Source organism: uncultured Roseobacter sp., assembly GCF_947496515.1.
Classification (GTDB): Bacteria; Pseudomonadota; Alphaproteobacteria; order Rhodobacterales; family Rhodobacteraceae; genus Roseobacter.
Window position 1 is genome coordinate 166,201 of the sequence record NZ_CANMDB010000008.1, and the last position, 22,942, is coordinate 189,142.

Here is a 22,942-nt window from a genome sequence, read left to right on the forward strand (position 1 = left end):
ACAAATCGCTGAGGAGGTCAATCCACGGCCAGCAACATGCCGTCCATTGATGGCCAGTGCGGCGGTTGAGCTCGCGGTGGAATGACTTTGCAAAGTCATTGAACCGGCTTTGCAAAGCCGGTTGTCCGCCTCAGGTGATCGCTTCGAGTCGTTCCTTGCTGAGATCGCCTGGCACGATGGTCATGGGCACCGGCAAGGTGCCTGCGCTCTTTGTCAGCTGTGTGACCAGGGGTCCGGGCCCCTTTTTGTCTATGCCAGCGCCCAGGACCAGCACGCCAATTTCGGTATCATCGTGGATCTGGGCGAGGATCTCGCTCACCGGCTCGCCCTCGCGGATCACCAGTTCCGGATCGATCCCCTGCCGGTCGCGCATCCATTTGGCAAAGACCTCGAAATGCACCTCGATGCGCTCACGCGCCTCTTCGCGCATCACATTGCCGACACCGATCCAGTGGTTGAAATCATCGGGGGGGATGACGGACAGGATCTCGACCCCCCCACCGGTATTGGCCGCCCGCATGGCGGCAAACCGCATCGCGTTGAGACACTCGCGGCTGTCATCCAGCACCACCAGAAACTTGCGCATCCCAGACTGCCCTTCCTTGCTTGGGCTGATCATGACGGCTGTTCCTCCCGCGCGCAATCGCAATCTGCGCGGGTGTTGCTGTGCTCAGAAGGGCTCTGATGCGGCCCAGTCCCAGTACATCTCGCGCAGTCGGCGGGCGACGGGGCCGGGTTGGTACCGGGTGTCCTCGAAAGCCGTCACAGGCGTGATCTTATTCATATTGCCGGTGGCAAAGACCTCTTCTGCCGCCTCGAAATCGGCAAAGCTCAGGGTCGCTTCATGCACCCCGATCCCCTCGGCGCGCAAATGCGTGATGTGCCGGGCGCGGGTGATCCCGGACAAAAACGTACCATTGGGGGCAGGCGTAAAGACCGCGCCGTCGCGCGCCATGAAGATGTTGGAGGTGGCGGTTTCGGCCACATTGCCCAGCATGTCCGCCACCAGAGCATTGGCGAAACCACGGCCACGGACCTCGGCCAACATGCGCGCGTTGTTGGGGTAAAGACAGCCCGCCTTGGCATCGACCACCGCATTCTCCTGCACGGGTCGGCGGAACCGGGTGCGGCCCAGGGTGAGCGTGGCCTCCGGTGGGGCGAGGGGGATCACCTCCAGGCTGATGGCAAAGCCTGTGGCATCCGGTTGGGGGACAATAGCCGTGGCGTCACCATCAATCGCCCAGTACATGGGTCGGATATAGACGGCCTCCTCGGGACCGTACCGGCCCAGCCCGTCGCGGATGATTTGCACCATCTGCTTAGTCGTGACCGTCGGTGTGATCATCAGGGCGCGAGCCGAGCGGTTGACCCGGTCGCAATGGGCGGCCAAATCCGGCGCGCGCCCGTTCATGAACCGGGCCCCGTCGAAAACGCTCGTCCCCAACCAACTGCCATGGTCCGCCGCACGCATCACCGGCACATCGCCGTCGTGCCATCGCCCGTCAAAATAGGTGGAAATCCTGGTGCCGATGCTCATGGCGGGGGTCTTTCTGTTAGCGCGCCTTGTAGACGCCTTCGGGCAGATCGAGTGCCGCGGTTAGGTCGCGCCATTGCTCGGGGGACAGGGTGATCGACAGTGTCCGATCCAGCCGTGCGTCATACTGGTTGAGGATGATCGCGCTTTCCGTGGCGTGGACGGTGACGTCCTCCTGCAGCGGGGTGGCGCCGTCATCCACGAGGGTAATCACGGTCGCATCAAACTCATGCTCAATGGTAAACATGGCGCGAGAGTATCCGCTGATCGTGGTGATGCAAGAGGACAAAGCGCCGTGATCGGGGTGGTCGCTGCGGATCAGGGTGCTAAACTGCGACGCAAAGACGTCTTTGAAGGAGGCACCTCATGCCGTGGAAGCCCTTTGTCGCAGGTATCGCCTTGGTGGCACTGGCGGCGTGCGAGCCAGTCAGTACGACCCAGATCACGGCAGGCCCGGGTAGCGGGCCGGTGCCCCGCGCGACGGCCACGAATTTCGCGCAGGTCGTGCGCACGGTCGAACCGGTGGCGGAGCGCGAATGCCGGGCACGCACATCGGGGCAGAACTGCGATTTTCGGATTGTGATCGTCGGCGATGCCAACGCACCCCCCAATGCCTTTCAGACGCTGGACAAGAACGGTCGACCTATCATCGGCTTCACGCAAGCGCTGATCAAGGACGCGCGTAATGTCGACGAGCTGGCCTTTGTGATGGGGCACGAGGCCGCGCACCATATCGCGGGACATATCTCGCGCCAGCAGCAGAATGCCGTGGCGGGTGCGGTGATCGCTGGCAGCCTCGCGGTATTGCTGGGAGGGACTGGCGAGGCCGTTCAATCAGCGCAGCGGACCGGTGCCCGGGTGGGCGCGCGCACCTACTCCAAAGATTTTGAGCTTGAGGCGGATGCCCTGGGCACCGTCATTACCCATCGGGCGGGTTTCAACCCTGTGCGCGGGGCGGAGTTCTTTACGCGTATTCCGGACCCGGGCGACCGTTTCCTTGGCACTCATCCGCCCAACCGGCAGCGGATCGACATTGTGCGCCGCACGGCCTCGCAGCTCTGACGACGGGGCTCACTTCTCCGCGGATGTCGAACAGCCGCTGCGGGCGATGCGGCGGCGGTGCGCGCGGTAGAGCAGGGGCGCCAAAACCCTTTCGTAAATCAGGTTGGCGAGCCCGTATATCCCAGGCAGGCTGACGAGCCGGGCCAGCCAGCGGTAGCGGGGCAGCGCCCGCCAGAGAGCAACGAAGGCTGGCAGACCGGCAAGGATCTCTCCCTGCTTGCGCACATGCAGACGGCGCGCGGCGGCATCAGCCGTGACCCCCCACTCCTGCAGATGTGCTGCACTGAGGTCGGTATAGCGCAGCGGCAAGGCCTGCGCCTTGGTCAGCCGGGCGTAGTGATCTATTTCTCGCCGACAGACCGGGCAATCCGCGTTGTAGAGAACTTCTGTTTCGCTCATGATACCTGAGATAGGGCAGGTCGTGCGCCGGGCATGCGCCGCAGTGTCGCAGGTGTTTGCACGGTGCGTGGGGTGGAACATACTGCGAACATCTTCTTTATCTCGGGCGGCGGGCGATGTAGGGTGACAGCATGAGCGATTTTGACGAAATGGATGCTTTCGAAGGCGCATCCCTGTCGGCCCGCGCCATGGCAGCGCGGCCTGCGCCCTATCTCGAGGGGCTGAACCCGGCACAGCGCGCCGCCGTAGAGCAGCTCGATGGGCCGGTCCTGATGCTGGCGGGGGCAGGGACGGGCAAGACGCGGGCGCTGACTGCGCGGATCGTGCATCTGCTGATGCAGCGCCGGGCGCGCCCCAACGAGATCCTGGCCGTGACCTTCACCAATAAGGCGGCGCGCGAGATGAAGACGCGGGTCGGCAAGATGCTGGGCCAGCCAGCCGAGGGGATGCCCTGGCTTGGGACCTTCCACGCGATCTGCGTCAAGCTGCTGCGCCGACACGCGGAATTGATTTCCCTGCCAGCGCGCGGCGGGGCGGGAATGGCTTTGCAAAGCCATTCGCCCGGGCCCGAGGGCAGCGCGCCGTCCGGACCGCATCTCAAATCCAATTTCACCATATTGGATACCGATGACCAGTTGCGGCTTCTCAAGCAGCTGGTGGCGGCGGACGGGATCGATGACAAGCGCTGGCCCGCGCGGCAGCTGGCCAGCATCATTGATGGTTGGAAGAACCGCGCGCTGACGCCGGACAAGGTGCCCGCGGCGGATGCGGGGGCGTATAATCACCGCGGCGTGGCGCTTTATGCGCAGTACCAGCGGCGGCTGATCGAGCTGAACGCCGTGGATTTCGGCGATTTGCTGCTGCATATGGTCACGATCTTTCAGACCCACCCGGATGTGCTGGAGCAATACCGGCGCTGGTTCGCCTACATCCTCGTGGACGAGTATCAGGACACCAATGTGGCGCAGTATCTGTGGCTGCGGCTGCTGGCGGGCGGTCACCGCAATATTTGCTGCGTGGGAGATGACGACCAGTCGATCTATGGGTGGCGCGGCGCGGAAGTGGGCAATATTCTGCGGTTCGAGACAGATTTCCCCGGCGCCCACGTGGTGCGGCTGGAGCAGAATTACCGCTCCACCCCGCATATCCTTGCCGCCGCCTCCGGTGTGATCGCGGGCAATCAGGGGCGGTTGGGCAAGACGCTCTTTACCGATCTGACCGAGGGCGAGAAGGTCCGGCTGATCGGTCATTGGGACGGGGAGGAGGAGGCCCGCTGGATCGGCGAGGAGATCGAGGCGGCTCAACGCGGCACCCGCGGCATGGCGCCCTGCGGTCTCGACCGGATGGCCATTCTGGTGCGCGCCAGCCACCAGATGCGCGCGTTCGAGGACCGGTTTCTGACCATCGGCCTGCCCTACCGCGTTATCGGCGGGCCACGCTTCTACGAGCGGATGGAGATCCGCGACGCCATGGCCTATTTCCGCGTCGTGGTCAGCCCGGAGGATGATCTTGCATTCGAGCGGATCGTGAACACCCCCAAACGCGGCCTCGGCGACAAGGCGCAGCAGACCATCCAGCGCATGGCGCGCAGCAATGGCATCAGCCTTGTGGAGGGCGCGCGGCTCTGTGTCGAGACCAAGTCCATCGGTGGCAAGGGCGGGGCGGCGTTGGCACAGCTGGTCGAGGGGCTGGACCGCTGGCGGCGGATGCTTGGGTCGGCGGATTTGAGCCATATGGAACTGGCCGAGGTCATTCTGGACGAAAGCGGCTACACCGCCCACTGGCAGAATGACAAGACGCCCGAGGCGCCTGGGCGGCTGGAAAACCTCAAGGAGCTGATCAAGGCGCTGGAAGCCTTTGAGAACCTGCAAGGGTTTCTCGAACACGTCAGCCTGATCATGGACAATGGCAGCGATGATGGGGGCGAAAAGGTCTCCATCATGACGCTGCACGCGGCAAAGGGACTGGAGTTCCCCATGGTGTTTCTGCCTGGCTGGGAGGACGGGCTCTTTCCCTCGCAGCGGTCCATGGACGAGAGCGGCGTGAAGGGTCTGGAGGAGGAGCGGCGGCTGGCCTATGTGGGGATTACACGCGCCGAAGAGATCTGCACCATCAGTTTCGCGGCCAACCGGCGAGTGTTCGGGCAATGGCAATCCTCGATGCCGTCGCGGTTCATCGACGAATTGCCCGACGCGCATGTGGAGGTGCTGACGCCCCCCGGGCTCTACGGCGGCGGATATGGAGCCGCGGGCATGCAACCGCTGCGGTCGGATCTGGCAGAGCGGGCAGCGGAGGCGAATGTCTATAACTCACCGGGCTGGCGGCGGTTGCAGGAGCGTAGCCAGCAGCGTCCCGTCAGCCAGCCACGCGAGAGCAAGAATACCGTGATCGACATGAACGCGGTGTCGAGCTTTACGGTGGGCGAGCGGGTCTTTCACCAGAAATTCGGCTACGGCGCTATTCTGGCCATTGAAGGCGACAAGCTGGAGATCGCCTTTGAGAAGGCGGGTACCAAGAAGGTGGTGGCGAAATTCGTCAGCGGCTCGGATGAAGTGCCGTTTTGACCAGCAGCTCCAGGTGATCACAAGGGGGGAGCGTCCTCGCCGCCATCGAGGCGGCTCGGACGCTGCCCGGCCTATGGGGCCGGGGGCGCTGCGTCGCCTCCACGCGTCAGATGCGTGCGGTGCCGCGCAGGGCAGCGGCCTCGAAGCGGCGCAGGATCGGGCGGGCTGCGGGAATGTCGGTTTTGCCGCGCTGTAACTCCGGAAGGATCTGCAGCAACTCGCTGTATGTCTCGTGATCAGCTTCCAGAATATAGTCGCCAGCGTAGAAGCTTTCGAGTTGCGCGCCGCCGGAGAAAACCACTTCGTGCCGGTCGAACATCACGTGATAATAGGTGACCGCTTCGCACGGGTCGGGGCGGATCGCAGCCCCGTCGATGAGATGCGCGGCGGCGCAGAGCACTTCGGGCGCTTGCAGCAGCATCTCGCAGCGCCAGCCGCTGAGCAGCACACGGTGTTGCGGTGACAGGCGGATGGCGCGGGTGTTGCCGATGCTGCCGGGCGCAAAACGTACCGGTGCCAGTTTGCCCAGACCTGGTACCCGCCGACTGCCGATCCAGCGGATCGGTTGCGCGCCGTGATCGGCTGTCTCCACCAGATCGCCGACGGCCAGTTCCTCCACCGCGACCTCGCCGCCTGGGGTGCACAGGGGCGTACCTGCGGCAAAACAGGGCACGGTGACGCTGTTGATATTGAGATAGGTGAAGCTGCGCCCGTTGGGCAGGGTTACGTTGCCACCCGTGGGTGAGAAAGGGTTCACCACGGAGCCTTCGGGCAGGGTCAGGCTGTCATTCCCGGGACCACCGTTCACGAAACCGGTATTAAGCCCCGCGATGATCGTGTCGTCTCCACGCCCACCCTGCAGCGTGCCGCTGCCTTCCTCTGCAAAGAGCGTGTCGTTACCATTGCCACCGTAGAGGTTGTTGTTACTGGCACCGCCCCGCAGGATGTCGTCGCCATCTTGGCCGCGGATGTTATTGCTGCCGCTGCCACCGGTGAGCACATCGTTGCCCGCGCCACCCTCGATCGTGCCGCCCAAGGCGCCATCGTCGGTGAAGGTATCATTGCCCGCACCGCCGATGTATCCGCGCGCGTTCAACCCCACGGAGCCGCTCACCGCGTTGTCTGCATCATTGCCCAGGAACTGCACAAACTGGCTGAAGGACCCGCCAGTGAGGTCACCGTCATCGTAGCGGGTGATGGCCCCGGTGGTGGTGTCGGTAAATCGGATGCCCGTCCCCGTCAGAACGATTTGAAAGCGGTCATCGACCTGGGTCGTGTCGAGGGTGCTGTCGCGGTCGATGGTCAATGCGGCCCAAAAGGACGGATTCTGGATGTCCGCATCTGTTATCCGCAGGAAAACCGGCACGTAGAGCTCACGTCATGGGGTCAGCGCATCTTGTCATGCGACGGTAAGCGAAGGGATGGTCCGCGTCACTCGAAACCCTAACAAAACGTTAACGTCGGCTGAAAACCGTTGCATATCTGGCAGATGGGTCGTGGTGGAGCGCGCACGCGCGTCTTGCATCGCAGCCGTGTCGTGGGGGGAGCCGGTTTAGACATGGGACAAAAAAAGACGGCACCTGGGAGGAGGTAGGTGCCGTCTTCTTGATCTGTCACAGCGGTCAGGGAGGAGGTGGACCCCTGTGACATATATCGTCCCGACCCTGAAAGGCCCGGGTCTTCACGGCAGCAGCACCCGGGAGGAGGTGGATGTTGCTGCCTTGTGTCAGACGCCCCAGGGAGGAGGAGAGGCACGTCTGATCCTGGTGACCCACCCGCGGCGACCTTCTGGCCGGAGAGGGGGGCGCGCGACCAACGGACCGCGCTGTCATTCACAGCGACGACACCCGGGAGGAGGTGGATGCCGCCGCATTGTAACGAACGCCCTAGGGAGGAGGTGGGCGCCCGATCCTGTTGCAGAACCTGCCCCGGTCACCGGATGCCCGAACGGGCTGGCGAGGGGCAGCATTGTCTGGCATGAGAGGCGTGAAAGTCTTGCCGTGTGCCAGTGTCTGCGTCGTGTTGAGTAGTAATTTAGCTTTATGCTGCAATTGCACAATAGACGGCTTTACAATGCTGCTATGCAGAAAATGCATAGGCGAAACACGATATATTTTTTCGTTTTGCTATAGGGTTAGGCAGAAAAAGCGGTTTTGCTGCAGGCGCGTAATAAGCTGCCTCGCAAAGTGGCAGAGATGAGGAGAAAGCGAGCATGTCGATAACAAAGGCCGACGTGGAGGCCGCACTGGCCCGGGTGAACCTGCCCGATGGTCGTGACCTCCTGGCCCATGATTTGATTCGGGCGTTGACGGTGGAGGCGGGCACCGTGCGTTTCGTGATTGAAGCGCCCAGCCCCGAGGTCGCGCGTCAGATGGAACCACTGCGCGCGGCCGCTGAAAAGGTTGTGGCGGAACTGGCAGGGGTGTCCAGCGTATCGGCCCTGTTGACGGCGCACGGTCCGGTCGCGAAACCGCCTGCACCCAGCCTCAAGATCGGCGGCCACCCCAAGCCACAGGCGGGCCCCACCAAGCCCACGGGCGTGCAGCGGATCCTGGCCATCGGCTCCGGCAAGGGCGGCGTGGGTAAATCCACCGTGTCCTCGAACCTTGCCGTGGCGCTGGCGCGCGCCGGGCGCAAGGTCGGGCTGCTCGATGCGGATATCTACGGGCCAAGCCAGCCGCGCATGATGGGCGTGAACAAGCGCCCCGCCAGCCCCGACGGCAAGACCATCATTCCCCTGCATGCCCATGGTGTCACGCTGATGTCCATCGGCTTCATGATGGAAGAAGGCAAGGCCGTGGTCTGGCGCGGCCCGATGCTGATGGGCGCGCTGCAGCAGATGCTAGGGCAGGTGGAATGGGGCGCGTTGGACGTGTTGCTGGTCGATCTGCCACCCGGGACGGGCGATGTGCAGCTGACTTTATGTACCAAATCCGAACTCACCGGCGCCATCGTCGTCTCCACCCCGCAGGACGTGGCGCTGATCGACGCGCGCAAGGCACTCGATATGTTTGATACGCTGAAAACGCCGGTGCTGGGGCTGATCGAGAATATGTCGATGTTCGTCTGCCCGGACTGCGGGGCCGAGCACCAGATCTTTGGTCAGGGTGGTGTCGCGGCGGAGGCGGAAAAGCTGGGCGTGCCGCTTCTGGGCGCGCTGCCCATCGATCTGGAGACCCGGCTGGCGGGCGACGGCGGCACGCCCGTGGCTGCGGGCGAGGGGCCTATGGCCGACGCCTACGCGCGGATTGCGGATGGTTTGATCAGAGGCGGGATGGCTTAGGTCAGCGGGCGTCCCTCTATCAGGTGCCCGTAAAGTGTGCTGAGCACACTTAAATAGAGCAGAGACTGAAAGACAAAAATGCACGGCGCAAGCGCGAGACCCAGGAAAGGCATCGCCGCGAGGACGCCAACGGAGATCGCCCATACACTTGCGTTGAGAATGCCCAGAAGCGCTGCGGTCCAGAAAAGGTCCTTCGAGGCAGCGCGCGTGGCAGCCCAGCTCTGCGTAATCCCCATATGGTCTCCGACCGACACAGCGGGCAGCATCAGGCTCAGGCGCAAGCCGATCCACGAGATAACAATGGAGATGAGCGTATTGATCCCGCTCGCGACCCAGGATCCTCGCCCAGTGCTGGACTCCGCTATGCCGGTACCGACGCCGCCCACGAAGCCGATAGGAAGGCTGATGATTAGGAGTAGTAGAACGAGAAGCGCACACCGCCAGAGATAGCGATTTAATGTGCCCTTCACCGGTTTCATCACGTCATCGCGCGCATGATCAGGAACGAGAGCATGTCGGTGCCACATCACTGCAAACAGAGAAAAGCCTCTGAGCAAGATGGCGAACCCCGGTAGGGTTAAGGCCAGCAGCAACAAGTTCGACCGACTTGCCTCCACCGGCATACTCGCACCAAGGAAGATTGCGCCACCCACGAGAAGGCCGCCGACGATGTAGGTCACGACGCCGGGAAGAATGACCCGCAGCGTCTGGCGGGGCTGCGCAAAAATCAGACGGAAGGCGCGGCTTAGAATGGCGATGGGTAGGTTCATATCAGTCGTCTTTGAAAAACTGTCGTTATGTCGCTAGTCGCAAGTGCTGCCAGTTGACAGGACGACCGACGTCTATGGTTAATTTCCGGGGATGGGAATACGTGGGATAGCGTTCGTAGCTCCCGCTTCTGAGCCGCTGTCAGGCTTCTTGATTCGGCTTCGCGCCTTGCTTTATTGATAGATCCGACAAGAACAGAAAAAGAACACGTGATCCAGCCTGTTACTGCGATAAAGTTTTCTGGGAAATCATGGGCGAATACGTGCCCAGTACTGTTGTCCATATATAGTATAAGACAAGAGATCATATACAATTTGTGTCAGAATTCTACCATTGCTTGGGATCAGAGCGTCTTTCGTTAAGCCATATCCGGCTTTGTTAGGAAATCCATAACTAAAAATCCCTTGTCAGCCCATGGTTTCCCACTGTATCCCTATTGCATCAGATGAGATCGAGACCGGGGCAGCAAACGACCCCAAGCTCAATAAAACTCAAGCAGGTTCATACAGGCACCTCGCTTTCATCCGACCAAAGAGATCCGGCGCGCGAGCGAGCAGACATCCCCCCAAGGTGGCGCGCGCAGCTGGACCAACCCCGCAGATGCGGGACGAGGGCGGCGGGTTGATCAGTGGCAGCAGATCAACCCGCCGTTTCCATTTAATACAAGGGGGATACGCATCATTTCTTATGTGGTGCATGAAGTTGGGATAAGGCAGTGAGCCGCAGGTTCAGAGGCGAAAGCCATCACAAGGTCGATAGTAAGGGGCGGGTCTCCATTCCCGCCACTTTCCGCCGTGTGATCGAGGCCGCCGATCCCAACTGGACCCCGGGCGATGCCCCCGAACTGGTCATCGTCTACGGCGATCACCGCCGCAACTATCTCGAATGCTACACCATGCAAGCCATCGAAGAGGTCGACGCCAAGATCGACGCGCTGCCGCGCGGCGCGATGGAACGAAAGATGCTGCAGCGGCTCTTTCATGGCCAGTCCTTCCCAACATCCGTGGATGAAACTGGCCGCATCGTCCTGCCCGCCAAGCTGCGCCAGAAGATCGGCCTGACGCATGAGGCCTTCTTTATCGCCGCCGGGGACACGTTCCAGATCTGGATGCCCGAGACCTACGAGGCCGAAGAGGCCGCGCGCACCGAGGCCTGGCTCGATGATTTGCCCGACGATGTGGATCCGCTGGTCTTTCTGGACGGCCCGAAGGAGGGGTGAGACATGGCCGCTGCCACAGCCTCCGACATTCCGCATATCCCCGTTCTGCTCCCCGCGATCCTGCGCGCCGTGGATCCGGTCACGGGCGTCTGGCTTGATGGGACGTTTGGCGCGGGCGGCTACACCCGCGGGTTGCTGAAGGCCGGTGCCGCCCGCGTCATCGCCGTGGACCGGGACCCTTTGGCGTTCGAGATGGCCGCGGACTGGCTGGCCGCGGAGCCGCGTATCACCCCGCAGCAGGGCGTCTTTTCCGACCTCGACACCTATGCGCAGGACTTGGACGGCATCGTGCTGGATCTCGGCGTCTCCTCCATGCAGCTGGACCGGGCCGAGCGTGGTTTTTCCTTCATGCGCGACGGACCGCTCGACATGCGGATGAGCCAGTCCGGGTCGTCTGCCGCGGATATCGTCAATGGTGCCGCGGAAGAAACGCTCGCCGACATTCTTTTTCACTACGGTGAGGAACGCGCCAGCCGCCGCATCGCCCGCGCGATCCTGCGTGAGAGGGACGTAGCGCCCATCACCACCACCCTGCGGCTGTCGCAGATCGTCGAGGGATGCCTGCCGCGCGCGAAACCCGGCCAGTCCCACCCCGCCACGCGCAGCTTTCAGGCGCTGCGGATCGCAGTAAATGATGAATACGGTGAGCTTTTTCAGGGTCTCATGGCGGCAGAGCGGGCGCTGGCGCCGGGTGGCAAGCTGGCCGTGGTGACGTTTCATTCGGTCGAGGACCGCATGGTCAAACGGTTCCTCACGGCGCGCGCGGGTGCGGGCGGCAATGCCAACCGCTACGCGCCCCCGAGCGAGAGCGCACCGCCCGCGTTCCGCCTGACCCCGCGCAAGGCGATCGCTGCGGATGCGGAGGAGGTGGCCGCCAACCCCCGCGCGCGCTCTGCCCGTTTGCGGGTGGCAACGCGCACCGACGCGCCTGCCGGCGCCGTTGATGCAAAGGCGATCGGCATGCCCATGGTGGAGGTTTCCCCTTGAAAACAGTGCTCTATATCCTGACAGCCCTCGCCGTCATTGGTCTGGCCTTCTGGGCCTACCGCGAAAACTACGCCACCCAGGCAGCGCTGGCAGAGACCGCCAAGCTGCGCCAGCAGATCCGCGCGACCCACGACAGGCTCGCAGTGCTCCGGGCGGAGTGGGCGTATCTCAACCGGCCCGACCGGCTGCGCGATCTGGTGGAGATCAACTTCGATCGGCTCGGCTTGCTGGAGCTGCACCCCGATCAGTTCGGGCTGGTGCGGCAGGTGGCGTATCCGCCAGCCCCTGTATTGACGGACCCCTCCTTGCCTGATCCGGGCGCGCAGCTTCCCGCTGGTGCACCGGTGCCGCTGAAGGTCTCCAGCCCGGCGCCTCAGGAGGTCCGCCCATGATCCGTACCCCGCTCCGCCCGCTCGCCCGGATCCTCGATGCCCGCGCCCGCGGCGAGAACCCCGATGCCATCGAACGCGAGAACATCCGCATCCGTCACGAGCAGATGCGTGACCAATCGCGTCAACGGGCTGAGGGGCGTCTGCTGGTGCTCGGCATGTTCTTTGTCGCGGCCTTTGGCATCATCGGTCTGCGCATGGGGATGATGGCCACCGCCGAACCCATGGAACCACGGGTGGAGGCGCCCGGTGCGGCGATCCACGCGGCGCGTGCCGAAATCGTCGACCGCCATGGTCGCCTTCTGGCCACCAACTTCGAGACCCACGCGCTCTATGCTCAGCCGCCCCAGATGATCGACCCTGAGCATGCCGTGGCGGAGCTGACGCGGATCTTCCCCGATCTGGACGGCGCGCGGCTGCTGGCGGACTTTACCGGCGAGCGCAAATTTGTCTGGATCAAGCGCAAGATCAGCCCGGAACAACTGCAGGCCGTGCATGAGATCGGCGAGCCGGGGTTGCTCTTCGGTGCCCGTGACATGCGGCTTTACCCCAACGGACGGCTGGCGGCCCATGTGCTGGGCGGTGCCGGCTATGGGCGCGAGGGCGTGCAGGCGGCAGAGATCATCGGCGTCGCAGGGGTCGAGAAGTACTTCGATGGCTATCTGCGCGATCCGGGCAATGGCGCAAGACCTCTGGCGCTCTCGCTCGATCTGACAGTGCAGGCCGCCGCCGAGCGGGTACTTGCAGGCGGCATGGCGCTGATGAACGCCAAGGGAGCGACCTCGATCCTGATGGACGTGGACACAGGCGAGGTGGTCAGCGTCGTGTCGCTGCCCAATTTCGACCCAAACAACCGGCCCCGACCCGCGGTCTCGGGCGATCCATCCGACAGCCCGCTTTTCAACCGCTCGGTGCAGGGCGTGTATGAGCTCGGCTCCACCTTCAAGATCTTCACCACCGCCCAGGCACTGGATCTGGGGCTGGTCAACCCCGGGACGATCATCGACACCAAGGGCCCGCTTCGCTGGGGCAAACACCGGATCCGCGATTTCCGCAACTATGGCGATACGCTGACCGTGTCGAAAGTGATCGAGAAAAGCTCCAATATCGGCACCGCGCGCATCGCGCAGCAGATCGGCGCGGTGCGCCAGCGCGCGTTCCTCAAGGAGATGGGGATGCTCGACGCCACCGGGTTCGAGCTGATCGAGGCCGCGGGTGGCAAACCGCTCCTGCCCAGGAACTGGTCCGAGATCAGCACCATGACCATTTCCTACGGGCACGGGCTCTCTACCTCGCCCATGCATCTGGCCGCAGGCTACGCCGCGATTGCCAATGGTGGCTTCAAGGTCAAACCCACCATCCTCAAACAGGACGGCCCGCAGCTAGGCCCGCGCCTGATATCGGACGCCTCCGCCCGTGCCTCGCGCCAGATGCTGCGGCGGGTGGTCACCGACGGCACCGCGAGCTTTGGCGAGGTCAAGGGCTACGCCGTGGGCGGCAAGACCGGCACCGCCGACAAGCCGCGACCGCAGGGTGGTTACTACGATGAAAAGGTCATCGCTACCTTCGCGGCGATCTTTCCCGCCCATGATCCGAAGTACGTGCTGATCGTGACGCTGGACGAACCGGTGGACACCATCGGTGACAAACCCCGCCGCACCGCGGGCTGGACAGCTGTCCCGGTGGCGGCAGAGATGATCAAGCGGGTCGCACCCCTGCTGGGCCTCAGACCGACCGTTGAACCTGTGGTTGTGACGGATATAAAGCTTACTCAGAACGAGAGCCGCTAGAACGGGGAGGCCCGGCGCATTTTGAAACCACTTTCCTCCCTGGGGCTGACTGCGCAGGCGGGCCGCAACCCCGACATCAGCGGGCTGAGCGTGGACAGCCGCGACGTGGGCCAGGGGGTGCTCTTTGCGGCGCTGCCGGGCGTCAAGGTTCACGGTGGCCGCTTTATCGATGCGGCGCTGCGCAAGGGGGCTGCGGCCATTCTCACCGATGCGGAAGGGGCCGGGATCGCGGCAGAGGCGCTGGCAGCCAGCGATGCGGCCGTGGTTGTGACGACGGCCCCGCGTGAGACGCTGGCGCGTGCCGCCTCCCTGTGGTTCGAGCGACAGCCTCCGGTGATGGTTGCGATCACCGGAACCAATGGCAAAACCTCCGTGGCGACCTTTGTCCGCCAGATCTGGACGCTGCTGGGTCATTCGGCGGTCAATCTGGGCACCACCGGTGTCGAAGGCGCGTGGAGCGCCAATCTGATGCACACCACGCCCGAGCCCATCACGTTGCACCGCGCGCTGGCGCAGGCGGCGGATGTGGGCGTGACCCACGCAGCGATGGAGGCCAGCAGCCACGGGCTCGACCAGCGCAGGTTGGATGGCGTGACCCTGACCGCTGCGGGCTTTACCAACCTGACCCAGGATCATCTGGATTATCACGCCAGTTTCGAAGAGTATTTCGATGCAAAGGCGGGGCTTTTCGCCCGCGTGCTGCCCGAAGACGCCAAGGCTGTCATCAACATCGAGGCAGAGCGCGGCGTGGACATGGCCGCCATCGCCACCGCGCGCGGCTGCCCGGTGGTGTCGGTGGGCCGCGACATCGGTGATTTCCGGCTCGGTCGGATGCAGGTGGATGCCACGGGCCAGCAGGTGCAGTTTCACCATGTGCGGGAAAGCTACGTGCGGCGGCTCAACCTCATCGGTGACTTTCAGGCGGAGAATGTGATGATGGCCGCGGGCCTCGTGATCGCCTGTGGGGAGGAGCCGCACCGCGTTTTCGAGACCTTCCCCCGGCTGGAGACGGTGCGCGGGCGGATGCAGTTGGTGGCCACGCGGGACAATGGTGCGACGGTCTTCGTGGATTATGCGCATACGCCTGATGCGGTAGCCACTGCGCTCAAGGCGCTGCGTCCGCATGTGGTGGGCCGGTTGATCGCGATCGTGGGGGCAGGTGGCGACCGGGACGCGACCAAGCGCCCGCTGATGGGGCAGGCGGCCGCGGATCACGCGGATCTGGTCATCGTGACCGATGACAACCCCCGCAGCGAAGATCCCGCCGCGATCCGGGCATCGGTCTTGCTCGGAGCGCCGGACGCTCAGGAAGTGGGCGACCGGGCAGAGGCGATCCTGCGCGGGGTGGATGCGCTTGGTCCAGGCGACGCCTTGCTGATCGCGGGCAAGGGGCACGAAACGGGTCAGGTCGTGGGCGATGACGTGCTGCCCTTTGACGATGCGGAGCAGGCAAGCCTGTCGGTCGCAGCTCTCGATGGAAAAATCGCGTGATGGCGGTGAAATCCATATTCAAGGCGGTCAAGCCGTGGGTAACAGGCTCATTCCAAACGCTTTTTCATAAGCGCGGCGTGGTGGCTCGGCGTTCGAAAGGGCTGCCCGCACTGGCTTTCCGGGAGCTCGGGGTCGCGCCGTCGGGCTTTGTGCTGACATCGGACGCGATAGGTGCCGGTGCTCGGGTCCGCTTGGCGATAGGGGTCGCGCCATGACCGTCTGGACAGCCTCTGACGCCGCTGCCGCAACCGGCGGTCAGACCACCGCCGACTGGTCTGCCACCGGTGTCTCCATCGACACCCGAACATTGCAGCCTGGTGATCTCTTCGTGGCGCTCAAGGACCAGCGCGATGGTCATGCGTTCACCGCCCAAGCGCTTGAAAAAGGTGCCGCCGCGGCTTTGGTCGATCACCGCCCCGCGGATGTGCCCGAGGACGCACCCCTGCTGATCGTCGCGGATGTGCTCGCCGCGCTCGAAGCTTTGGGCAGCGCCGCCCGCGCCCGCATGACCGGGCAGGTGGTCGCCGTCACCGGCAGCGTCGGCAAGACCTCCACCAAGGAAATGCTGCTGGAGATGCTGCGCGCGCAGGGGGCATCCCATGCCTCCGTGGCGAGCTACAACAACCACTGGGGCGTCCCGCTGACCCTGGCGCGGATGCCCGCCGATACCGACTTCGGCATCATCGAGATCGGTATGAACCACCCCGGCGAGATCGCGCCCCTGTCGCGCCTCGCCCGGCCTCATGTGGCGCTGGTGACCACTGTCGCGCCCGCCCATCTGGAGGCATTCGACGACATCACCGGCATCGCGGTGGAGAAAGCCTCCATCTTCGAAGGGGTCGAGCCCGGCGGCATCGCGGTGCTGAACGCGGACGTGGAGACCTCCGCCATCCTCATGGCCAAGGCGCTCGACTGCAAGCTGCGGGACATCAGCTTTGGCGCGTACGGCACTGATTTCAAACTGATCCGTGCCGATCTGCGCGGCGATACCACCGTGGTGCAGGCGCAGATGGGGGCGGACCCGCTGCTCTATAAAATCGCATCGCCGGGGCGGCATTTCGCCATGAATGCCCTTGGCGCGCTGGCGGTTGTGGCGGCTTTGCGCGCGGATGTGGCGCTCGCAACTGCCGCTCTGGGTCGCTGGCGCCCCTATAAGGGCCGGGGCCAGCGCGAGCGCATTCACTTCGACCTGGTGGACACGGCGCTCACGCTCGATCTGATCGACGACAGCTACAATGCCAATCCCACCTCCATGGCAGCGGCGCTCGATGTGCTGGCCAGCGTGCCTGTGACCAACGACATCGGGCGGGTCTCCCGCGGTCGGCGCATCGCCTATCTGGGTGACATGAAGGAACTCGGCCCCGACGAGACAGCCCTGCACGCGGCCCTCGCCGATCTGCCTAGCCTGCAATCGCTCGACCGCGTCCACTGTATCGGACCCCTGATGCGCGCCCTCCATGACCGGCTGCCCGACTACCAGCGCGGCGACTGGTTCGAGACCTCGGCAGAGGCGCTGCCCCTGCTCAAACGCCGCCTCGACAGCGGCGACGTGGTGCTGGCCAAGGGCTCGCTCAGCATGAAACTCGGCCTCATCGTTGACGCCATCCGCAAAATGGGGCACGCCCCGCTGAGCGAGGAAGAAGGATAACGAATGCTCTACTGGCTCACGCTCTTGTCGGACGGCGGTGACGCCTTCAACCTCTTTCGCTACATCACCTTTCGCGCGGGCGGCGCGTTTCTGACTGCTCTTATCTTCGGCTTCCTTTTTGGTCGCCCGCTCATCGCCGTGCTGCGCAAGCGTCAGGGCAAGGGCCAGCCTATTCGCGATGACGGTCCCGAAGGTCACTTTGCGAAGGCGGGCACCCCCACCATGGGCGGGCTGCTGATCGTCGGCGCACTGGTCACGTCCACCCTGCTCTGGGCGCGGCTCGACAACCCCTTTGTCTGGATCGTGCTCGGCGTGACGCTCAGCTTTGCTGCCATCGGCTTCGCGGATGATTATGCCAAGGTCTCCAAGGGCAACCACAAGGGCGTCCCGGGCCGGGTGCGGCTGGCTTTGGGCTTTGCGATCGCGGGCATCGCCACCTTGGCTGCCATGTACGTGCACGGCCTCAACGACGCGGATCTGACGCAGCGCATCACTGACTATGACGCCCTGTCGGGCCGTCTGGCGCTGCCCGTCTTCAAGGATGTCCTGATCAATCTGGGGCTTTTCTTCGTCCCCTTCGGCATGATCGTCATCGTGGGCGCGGCCAATGCGGTTAACCTCACCGACGGGCTCGACGGGCTTGCCATCATGCCCGTGATGATCGCCGCAGGCACGCTGGGTGTGATCGCCTACGCCGTGGGCCGCGTCGATTTCACCGAATACCTCGACGTCCATTATGTCCCCGGCACGGGCGAGATCCTGATCTTCTGCGCGGGTCTCTTCGGTGGTGGCCTGGGGTTTTTGTGGTACAACGCGCCGCCCGCCGCGGTCTTCATGGGTGATACCGGGTCGCTCGCCTTGGGCGGCGCACTGGGCGCCATCGCCGTCTCCACCAAGCACGAGATCGTGCTGGCCGTGGTGGGCGGTCTCTTCGTGGTCGAAGCGCTCTCCGTGATCATCCAGGTGCTTTATTTCAAACGTACCGGTAAGCGTGTGTTCCTGATGGCCCCGATCCACCACCACTATGAGAAGAAAGGTTGGGCCGAGAGCACAATTGTCATCCGTTTCTGGATCATCTCGCTGATCCTCGCGATGATCGGGTTGGCGACGCTGAAGGTGCGGTAAGCCCGCGACGTCAAAGGGCCTAAGGCCCCAGCCAACTTTAACGGAACACAGGACAGCGACCCGTTGGGCAGGTCCAGCGGTGCGGGACGAAGCGCTTGCTCGGTAGTGCCTCGTCGGGCTTCTAAGCGGCACGGGGCGGCGACGCCGACTGTTTCAGAGAGGCGCTGAAAGACAAAGGGATGCGGACCTGTATCCAAGGTTGAAAGGAGCGCACGGCGCGTGTGAAATACGACCAGCGCCACAACCGGATCGAGATCATACTCGGCAGGCTCAAGGCCTGGCGACCCGTGGCAACCCGACACTACAGGTGCCCAGAGGCCTTCCCATCTGACATCGCGCTCACACCAAACGTCACTTGCTGTCCATCAACTTAGGGCATGAGGTCTTCGCCGGTGCTGGAGGTATCGTAGGCCAGAGGTAGCGGTCTGCCTATGCATCTCAGCTACAGCTCTGGATCTAAAAGATAAATCGCTCACCGGATCTGTGTAACCGAGCCGAGGCGTTGGACCGCTTCACGTTAACGACCGCCTTGCTCATTGTAACTTTTAAGTAAGGATTTGCCCATAAGACAGCGCAGTTACTTTTTGAAAAATTCATTGGTGGTCGGAGGCCTGCGTATGTCGATTGTTATGCGGATCTATTTGGGGATGGGTGCGATGATTGCACTTATCGTCTTGGTCGGGGGCTTTGCCTCCTTTCAAACGAAGAACTTTGCGGATACATTTGTGGAGTATCGGGGCACGGCAAAGACAAGCCTGATCGCCAATGAACTGACCGAAGATCTGTTCGAGGCGCGCCTTGACAGCTCAAAGTACCGGATCACCAAAGATCGTAAGTACATTGATGGCTATGAGGGCCGGGATGGCGTGCTTGGCAATATCGCTGAGATTGTCACCCTGTCGCCGGAACTCATCGAGATGATGGAAGGCTATCCCGAGCAAGCAGAGCTGACAGAAATCGCGGATCTGCTCAGCGAGTACAGAGATTCCATGGAAGCGGCCTATGAAAAGCAGACAATGCGCGATGTGCATGTCGAAGAAACAGCTGCAGCAGGCCGCAAGGCCCGGGAACAGCTGACGGAAATCATGACGACGGCGCTGCGCGACGGTGATGCACAGGCCGCTGCTGTCGCTGGCACCGTTACGTCCCACCTGTTGCTGGGCCGCCTATATACGGAACGGTTTCTGGTCGACAACAAGGAGAGCGATGCCGCCCGCGCCACCGAGGAAATTCAACTGGCCCGCGACAGCATGACCAGTCTGCTGAGCGAGCTGCAAGACCCGCGCAGGCGGGAGCTGGCGCAGGGGACGATTGAGGAACTGGAGGGTTTCGCCACGGCCAAGGACGCGGTTGTCCGCGTCATCACGGAGCGCAACGCAATCTACGCGCGCATGGATGAGATCGGTCCCGAGACACTGTCGCGCATGGAGACGGCTCTCAATGCGGTGGTTGACCGGCAGAACACACTGGGGCCCGCAGGCGCTGCTATGGCGCAACGCTCGATCGTGATCGTCTCCGTCTTTGTCATCATCGGGGCGATCATCGGGGGTCTTCTGGCCTTTTTCACCGCGCGGATCATCGCATTGCGCCTGACCAGGATCACCGAAGACATGGGCGAACTCGCCGACGGTAATCTTGATGTCGAGATTGAACCCAGCAAGGACCGGCACGAGATAGGCAAAATGACCAATGCGATGGTGGTCTTTCTTGACAGCGCCCGCAAGGCCCGGGACCTCGACCGTGAGGTCAAGGAGAAAGAGCAGAAGGAACGCGCGCGCGAGGCAGCCGATCAGGCCCGCGACGCAGAGAAAGAGAAAGAGCAGCGCGCGGCCGAAGCACGAGAGCGTGAAGTCGAACGGGCACGCCTGCAAACGCTCCAGGACTTCCAGAAGGACATGGAGCGCGTCCTGGGTGAAGCTGCCTCTGGGAACTTCTCCACCCGGATGTCGGAAGATATGGAGGACGAGAACCTTGCCGCGCTGGCGCGTGTGATCAACAAACTTCAGGAAGCCACCGAGTCTAACATTGCGGACATCGTGTCCAGCATAGGAGAGTTGGCGCATGGCAATCTCGGTGTTCGGATCGAGGGGGAGAGACAGGGGGCGTTCCAGCGTATGCAGGAGGATTTCAACGGCGCGCTGACCACATTGTCCAAGACCATGGCTCAGATCATGCAAAGCGGTATCAGTGTCTCCTCGACTTCCGCTGAACTGGAGACCTCCTCCCTCGGCATGGCCAAACGGGGCGAAGACAGCGCCGCGGCGGTGGAAGAGACGTCGGCAGCCGTCGAGCAGATTACCGCCAGCATCCGCCAGGTCGTTGCCAATGCCAAGAGTGCTGATGAAGCGACCCGCCGGGTTCGCGAAAGCGCTGACAGAACACGCGAGGTGTCCAACAAGACCGAAGAGTCGATCAATGCGATGACGGAAGCCTCCGCCTAGATTAACCGCGTCGTCAAGGTCATCGAGGACATCGCGTTCCAGATCAATCTTCTGGCGCTTAACGCCGGGGTCGAAGCTGCTCGCGCTGGCGAGGCTGGCCGCGGCTTTTCGGTGGTTGCATCGGAAGTGCGCGCCCTCGCGCAACGCTCGCAGGAAGCCGTTCAGGAAATCAGCCAGGTGATCGACCAGAACAATCAGAGTGTCGAGGCGGGTGTGGAGCAGGTTGCTCTGTCCCGAGAGGCGCTCGAAGGGATCATGTCGGAAGTTGAGGTCGCGTCCGGACAAATCTCGGATATTGCGCTTGCAGTGGAACAGCAATCGGTTGGGATTGAAGAGGTCAATACGGCGATCAGGTCCATCGATACCACGGCACAGACAAATGCTGCGGCTCTGGAAGAAATGACGGCTTCCAGTGTATCGCTCAGCGAAGAAGCCAAAGTCCTGGCAGAAACACTGGGTCAGTTCCATGGCGTCGCGCAGGAGAAGAGAGAGGCTGATCCTGCAAATCTTGCCCCGCCAGACCAAGACACCCCAAATGCCCGTCCGAAGAAAGTGGCGTCCGCCGGTGGCGGGGCCGTAGATGATGGCTGGGCCGAATTCTGATCTGTGAAACCGCCGGGGAATGTACGCCTCGGCGCATCATGCAATATCAACGAGGAAAGAACGTCGATGAAGTCGATGACCGATATGACAAAGCCCAAAGCGGCCGAACCCACGGCCTTTCAGGTTGGCGGCGAAGACTAGGCGATCAACATCGCGATGACATACGAAATCCGGGGCTGGACGACGCGCACTCTAGTGCCGGACACGACAGTCAGGGTCTGACGGTTGGTCTCATCCAGAAGCGTCAGCATTTCGTTGCTTCGCCCGCCCCTTAGCTTGTCGTGGACGAAGTCGATTGCCCAGACGTGGGTCGGATGGATCGGCTTCAACCTGATGTGGCACCCGCTGAAATTCTTGTTTCAAGATCGGTCCGGGGCCCTGATATCGGCCATATGATCCCGGCGATCATTGCGACGGCCTCGAGCATGAAGCCCCTGGGGCAAGACACCAGGGGGTCAGGCCCGAAAGGGCGATGCACAGGAACGGGCTGCGCGGCGTTTGCCGCCAGGCAAGAAACCGGGTCTTCGACGACGCAAGTTGAGACATAGTATCGATGATCGATAGGTGGCGGACGTCTCGTTGACCCATCTCCGTTGCGGACCGGCGCAAGGTCGAAGCGCCGCCAGACATGGTTCAGATCGACTAGATCTCGGCGGAGATCACGTTAGCCCATCACGGTGATCGGCGTCTGCGGTTCTAAGGCGGAGGTTGTGCGCGACCGCCATCTCCCTCCAGATCATAGTGCCTCAGATGGTCGCAGAACCGGGTCAGGGCAGGGTGATCGCGGCCCTCGATCCAGGCCGCCTGGGTCAGCATGGGTGCGATATCATCCCCCAGCGGGATGGCGACGACGCGGGCGTTGAGCACCTGGGCGTGACATTCGGGCATGATGGTCAGCCCAAGTCCGCAGCGGACAAGACCGATGATGGCCTGTGTCTCGGGGGCGGTCTGAATCACCCGCGGCGCGAACCCTGCCCTCTCGCAAAGCTGCAGCAGGCTGCGATTGAACACGAACCAGTCGTTTGGATCGCCCAAGACAAAGGGCTCGTTGGCCAGTTCCTTGAGCCTCAGGCTGTCGCGTGCCGCGAGCCGGTGCATCTTTGGGGCGAGCACAACGAGCCTGTCCCGCTGGACGGTGATCGCTGACAGGGCAGAACGGTCAACCGGCCCCGTCATCAGCCCGATGTCGAGCTGACCGCTGCGCAGCATCTGCATCTGCGCCTGGGTATGCACCTGGTAAAGCCGGATCGCCACCGTGGGCAGCGCATGGCGAAACGTCTCGATGATATCCGGGATGGTGCCCGCAATCGCGGTATCGGTATAGCCGATGGCCAATGAACCGATCTCGCCCCGCGCGACGCGCTGCGTTTCCTCCGTCGCGTGACTGAGCGCGGTAAAGACCCGGTCGCAGCCGCTGGAAAAGGTGTGCCCCGCATGGGTCAGCGATACCCGCGCATTCGAGCGCTCAAAGAGCCGCACCCCCAATTCGTTTTCCAACTGCGTGATGGCACGGCTGAGGGCAGGCTGAGTGATGTTCAGCTCGCGCGCCGCACGGCGAAAATTCAACGTCTCGGCGACCATCCGAAAGTACCGCAACCGCCGCAGGCCTGTCTGCATTTCCATGACGTACCCTCGACTA

The 22,942-nt window shown here is 63.0% G+C and carries 20 protein-coding genes and 1 pseudogene; 13 read left to right on the plus strand and 8 right to left on the minus strand.

The genetic code is table 11. The annotated features are described in order from the left end of the window. Nucleotides 1–130: 130 nt before the first annotated feature. The 3 genes from Q1A53_RS15125 to Q1A53_RS15135 form a co-directional block, all read right to left on the minus strand. Nucleotides 131–586 (minus strand): universal stress protein, encoded by a 456-nt coding sequence (locus tag Q1A53_RS15125; RefSeq protein ID WP_299968449.1) that lies wholly within the window; start codon nucleotides 584–586, stop codon nucleotides 131–133. 84 nt (nucleotides 587–670) lie between these two features. After that, on the minus strand, nucleotides 671–1,537 hold the full coding sequence (locus Q1A53_RS15130; RefSeq protein ID WP_299968347.1) for a branched-chain amino acid aminotransferase: 867 nt from the start codon (nucleotides 1,535–1,537) through the stop codon (nucleotides 671–673). A 16-nt stretch (nucleotides 1,538–1,553) separates the two neighbouring features. Further along, nucleotides 1,554–1,781, minus strand: a complete 228-nt coding sequence (locus Q1A53_RS15135) for a hypothetical protein (RefSeq protein WP_299968348.1) — start codon at nucleotides 1,779–1,781, stop codon at nucleotides 1,554–1,556. Between the two features lie 119 nt (nucleotides 1,782–1,900). Here Q1A53_RS15135 and Q1A53_RS15140 point away from each other — a divergent pair, with 119 nt between their 5' ends. Beyond that, complete coding sequence (locus Q1A53_RS15140) at nucleotides 1,901–2,596, plus strand: M48 family metallopeptidase (RefSeq protein WP_299968350.1); 696 nt, start codon at nucleotides 1,901–1,903, stop codon at nucleotides 2,594–2,596. Between the two features lie 9 nt (nucleotides 2,597–2,605). Here Q1A53_RS15140 and Q1A53_RS15145 read toward each other — a convergent pair whose 3' ends face one another. Then, nucleotides 2,606–2,995 carry a thiol-disulfide oxidoreductase DCC family protein gene (locus Q1A53_RS15145; RefSeq protein WP_299968351.1) on the minus strand — a complete coding sequence of 130 codons (390 nt, stop codon included), beginning with the start codon at nucleotides 2,993–2,995 and terminating at the stop codon, nucleotides 2,606–2,608. 131 nt (nucleotides 2,996–3,126) lie between these two features. On the opposite strand from Q1A53_RS15145, the gene Q1A53_RS15150 reads away from it, so the two are divergent. After that, on the plus strand, nucleotides 3,127–5,559 hold the full coding sequence (locus tag Q1A53_RS15150; protein WP_299968353.1) for an ATP-dependent helicase: 2,433 nt from the start codon (nucleotides 3,127–3,129) through the stop codon (nucleotides 5,557–5,559). Nucleotides 5,560–5,665: 106 nt separating this feature from the next. On the opposite strand, the gene Q1A53_RS15155 is transcribed toward Q1A53_RS15150, so the two are convergent. Further along, complete coding sequence (locus Q1A53_RS15155) at nucleotides 5,666–6,925, minus strand: Hint domain-containing protein (protein ID WP_299968355.1); 1,260 nt, start codon at nucleotides 6,923–6,925, stop codon at nucleotides 5,666–5,668. 846 nt (nucleotides 6,926–7,771) lie between these two features. On the opposite strand from Q1A53_RS15155, the gene Q1A53_RS15160 reads away from it, so the two are divergent. Beyond that, a complete protein-coding gene (locus Q1A53_RS15160) occupies nucleotides 7,772–8,842 on the plus strand; it encodes an Mrp/NBP35 family ATP-binding protein (RefSeq protein WP_299968357.1) in 1,071 nt (356 codons plus the stop codon). Here Q1A53_RS15160 and Q1A53_RS15165 read toward each other — a convergent pair. Next, a complete protein-coding gene (locus Q1A53_RS15165) occupies nucleotides 8,839–9,612 on the minus strand; it encodes a hypothetical protein (RefSeq protein ID WP_299968358.1) in 774 nt (257 codons plus the stop codon). The genes Q1A53_RS15160 and Q1A53_RS15165 overlap by 4 nt on opposite strands. 713 nt (nucleotides 9,613–10,325) lie before the next feature. Here Q1A53_RS15165 and mraZ point away from each other — a divergent pair. The 10 genes and pseudogenes from mraZ (at nucleotide 10,326) to Q1A53_RS15215 (ending at nucleotide 21,303) form a co-directional block, all read left to right on the plus strand. Next, complete coding sequence (mraZ, locus tag Q1A53_RS15170) at nucleotides 10,326–10,829, plus strand: division/cell wall cluster transcriptional repressor MraZ (RefSeq protein WP_299968360.1); 504 nt, start codon at nucleotides 10,326–10,328, stop codon at nucleotides 10,827–10,829. Nucleotides 10,830–10,832: 3 nt separating this feature from the next. Further along, nucleotides 10,833–11,816, plus strand: a complete 984-nt coding sequence (rsmH, locus tag Q1A53_RS15175; protein WP_299968362.1) for a 16S rRNA (cytosine(1402)-N(4))-methyltransferase RsmH — start codon at nucleotides 10,833–10,835, stop codon at nucleotides 11,814–11,816. Beyond that, the gene (locus Q1A53_RS15180; RefSeq protein WP_299968365.1) at nucleotides 11,813–12,208 is read left to right on the plus strand and encodes a cell division protein FtsL; all 396 of its coding nucleotides are present in this window, start codon (nucleotides 11,813–11,815) and stop codon (nucleotides 12,206–12,208) included. Before rsmH ends, Q1A53_RS15180 begins: the two co-directional genes overlap by 4 nt. Continuing rightward, the gene (locus tag Q1A53_RS15185) at nucleotides 12,205–13,995 is read left to right on the plus strand and encodes a penicillin-binding protein 2 (protein WP_299968367.1); all 1,791 of its coding nucleotides are present in this window, start codon (nucleotides 12,205–12,207) and stop codon (nucleotides 13,993–13,995) included. The genes Q1A53_RS15180 and Q1A53_RS15185 overlap by 4 nt, the downstream gene beginning before the upstream one ends. A gap of 21 nt (nucleotides 13,996–14,016) precedes the next feature. Further along, on the plus strand, nucleotides 14,017–15,486 hold the full coding sequence (locus Q1A53_RS15190; RefSeq protein WP_299968369.1) for a UDP-N-acetylmuramoyl-L-alanyl-D-glutamate--2,6-diaminopimelate ligase: 1,470 nt from the start codon (nucleotides 14,017–14,019) through the stop codon (nucleotides 15,484–15,486). 211 nt (nucleotides 15,487–15,697) lie between these two features. Then, on the plus strand, nucleotides 15,698–17,134 hold the full coding sequence (gene murF, locus Q1A53_RS15195) for a UDP-N-acetylmuramoyl-tripeptide--D-alanyl-D-alanine ligase (protein WP_299968371.1): 1,437 nt from the start codon (nucleotides 15,698–15,700) through the stop codon (nucleotides 17,132–17,134). Between the two features lie 3 nt (nucleotides 17,135–17,137). Continuing rightward, a complete protein-coding gene (gene mraY / locus Q1A53_RS15200) occupies nucleotides 17,138–18,259 on the plus strand; it encodes a phospho-N-acetylmuramoyl-pentapeptide-transferase (RefSeq protein ID WP_299968373.1) in 1,122 nt (373 codons plus the stop codon). Between the two features lie 125 nt (nucleotides 18,260–18,384). Continuing rightward, nucleotides 18,385–18,633: pseudogene (locus Q1A53_RS15205) on the plus strand (IS5/IS1182 family transposase); the annotation flags it as partial. A gap of 282 nt (nucleotides 18,634–18,915) precedes the next feature. Next, on the plus strand, nucleotides 18,916–20,700 hold the full coding sequence (locus tag Q1A53_RS15210; protein ID WP_299968375.1) for a methyl-accepting chemotaxis protein: 1,785 nt from the start codon (nucleotides 18,916–18,918) through the stop codon (nucleotides 20,698–20,700). After that, the gene (locus Q1A53_RS15215; RefSeq protein ID WP_299968451.1) at nucleotides 20,701–21,303 is read left to right on the plus strand and encodes a methyl-accepting chemotaxis protein; all 603 of its coding nucleotides are present in this window, start codon (nucleotides 20,701–20,703) and stop codon (nucleotides 21,301–21,303) included. It begins immediately after the preceding gene. 137 nt (nucleotides 21,304–21,440) lie between these two features. Here Q1A53_RS15215 and Q1A53_RS15220 read toward each other — a convergent pair whose 3' ends face one another. After that, complete coding sequence (locus Q1A53_RS15220) at nucleotides 21,441–21,632, minus strand: hypothetical protein (RefSeq protein ID WP_299968377.1); 192 nt, start codon at nucleotides 21,630–21,632, stop codon at nucleotides 21,441–21,443. A gap of 367 nt (nucleotides 21,633–21,999) precedes the next feature. After that, a complete protein-coding gene (locus Q1A53_RS15225) occupies nucleotides 22,000–22,926 on the minus strand; it encodes a LysR substrate-binding domain-containing protein (RefSeq protein WP_299968379.1) in 927 nt (308 codons plus the stop codon). Nucleotides 22,927–22,942 lie beyond the last annotated feature (16 nt).

Excerpts from the sequence above, each read along its gene's own strand:
- Q1A53_RS15125 (WP_299968449.1), bottom strand. The coding sequence starts at position 586 with ATGCGCAAGTTTCTGGTGGTGCTGGATGACAGCCGCGAGTGTCTCAAC.
- Q1A53_RS15130 (WP_299968347.1), bottom strand. The coding sequence starts at position 1,537 with ATGAGCATCGGCACCAGGATTTCCACCTATTTTGACGGGCGATGGCAC.
- Q1A53_RS15135 (WP_299968348.1), bottom strand. The coding sequence starts at position 1,781 with ATGTTTACCATTGAGCATGAGTTTGATGCGACCGTGATTACCCTCGTG.
- Q1A53_RS15140 (WP_299968350.1), top strand. The coding sequence starts at position 1,901 with ATGCCGTGGAAGCCCTTTGTCGCAGGTATCGCCTTGGTGGCACTGGCG.
- Q1A53_RS15145 (WP_299968351.1), bottom strand. The coding sequence starts at position 2,995 with ATGAGCGAAACAGAAGTTCTCTACAACGCGGATTGCCCGGTCTGTCGG.
- Q1A53_RS15150 (WP_299968353.1), top strand. The coding sequence starts at position 3,127 with ATGAGCGATTTTGACGAAATGGATGCTTTCGAAGGCGCATCCCTGTCG.
- Q1A53_RS15160 (WP_299968357.1), top strand. The coding sequence starts at position 7,772 with ATGTCGATAACAAAGGCCGACGTGGAGGCCGCACTGGCCCGGGTGAAC.
- Q1A53_RS15165 (WP_299968358.1), bottom strand. The coding sequence starts at position 9,612 with ATGAACCTACCCATCGCCATTCTAAGCCGCGCCTTCCGTCTGATTTTT.
- rsmH (WP_299968362.1), top strand. The coding sequence starts at position 10,833 with ATGGCCGCTGCCACAGCCTCCGACATTCCGCATATCCCCGTTCTGCTC.
- Q1A53_RS15185 (WP_299968367.1), top strand. The coding sequence starts at position 12,205 with ATGATCCGTACCCCGCTCCGCCCGCTCGCCCGGATCCTCGATGCCCGC.
- murF (WP_299968371.1), top strand. The coding sequence starts at position 15,698 with ATGACCGTCTGGACAGCCTCTGACGCCGCTGCCGCAACCGGCGGTCAG.
- mraY (WP_299968373.1), top strand. The coding sequence starts at position 17,138 with ATGCTCTACTGGCTCACGCTCTTGTCGGACGGCGGTGACGCCTTCAAC.
- Q1A53_RS15210 (WP_299968375.1), top strand. The coding sequence starts at position 18,916 with ATGATTGCACTTATCGTCTTGGTCGGGGGCTTTGCCTCCTTTCAAACG.
- Q1A53_RS15225 (WP_299968379.1), bottom strand. The coding sequence starts at position 22,926 with ATGGAAATGCAGACAGGCCTGCGGCGGTTGCGGTACTTTCGGATGGTC.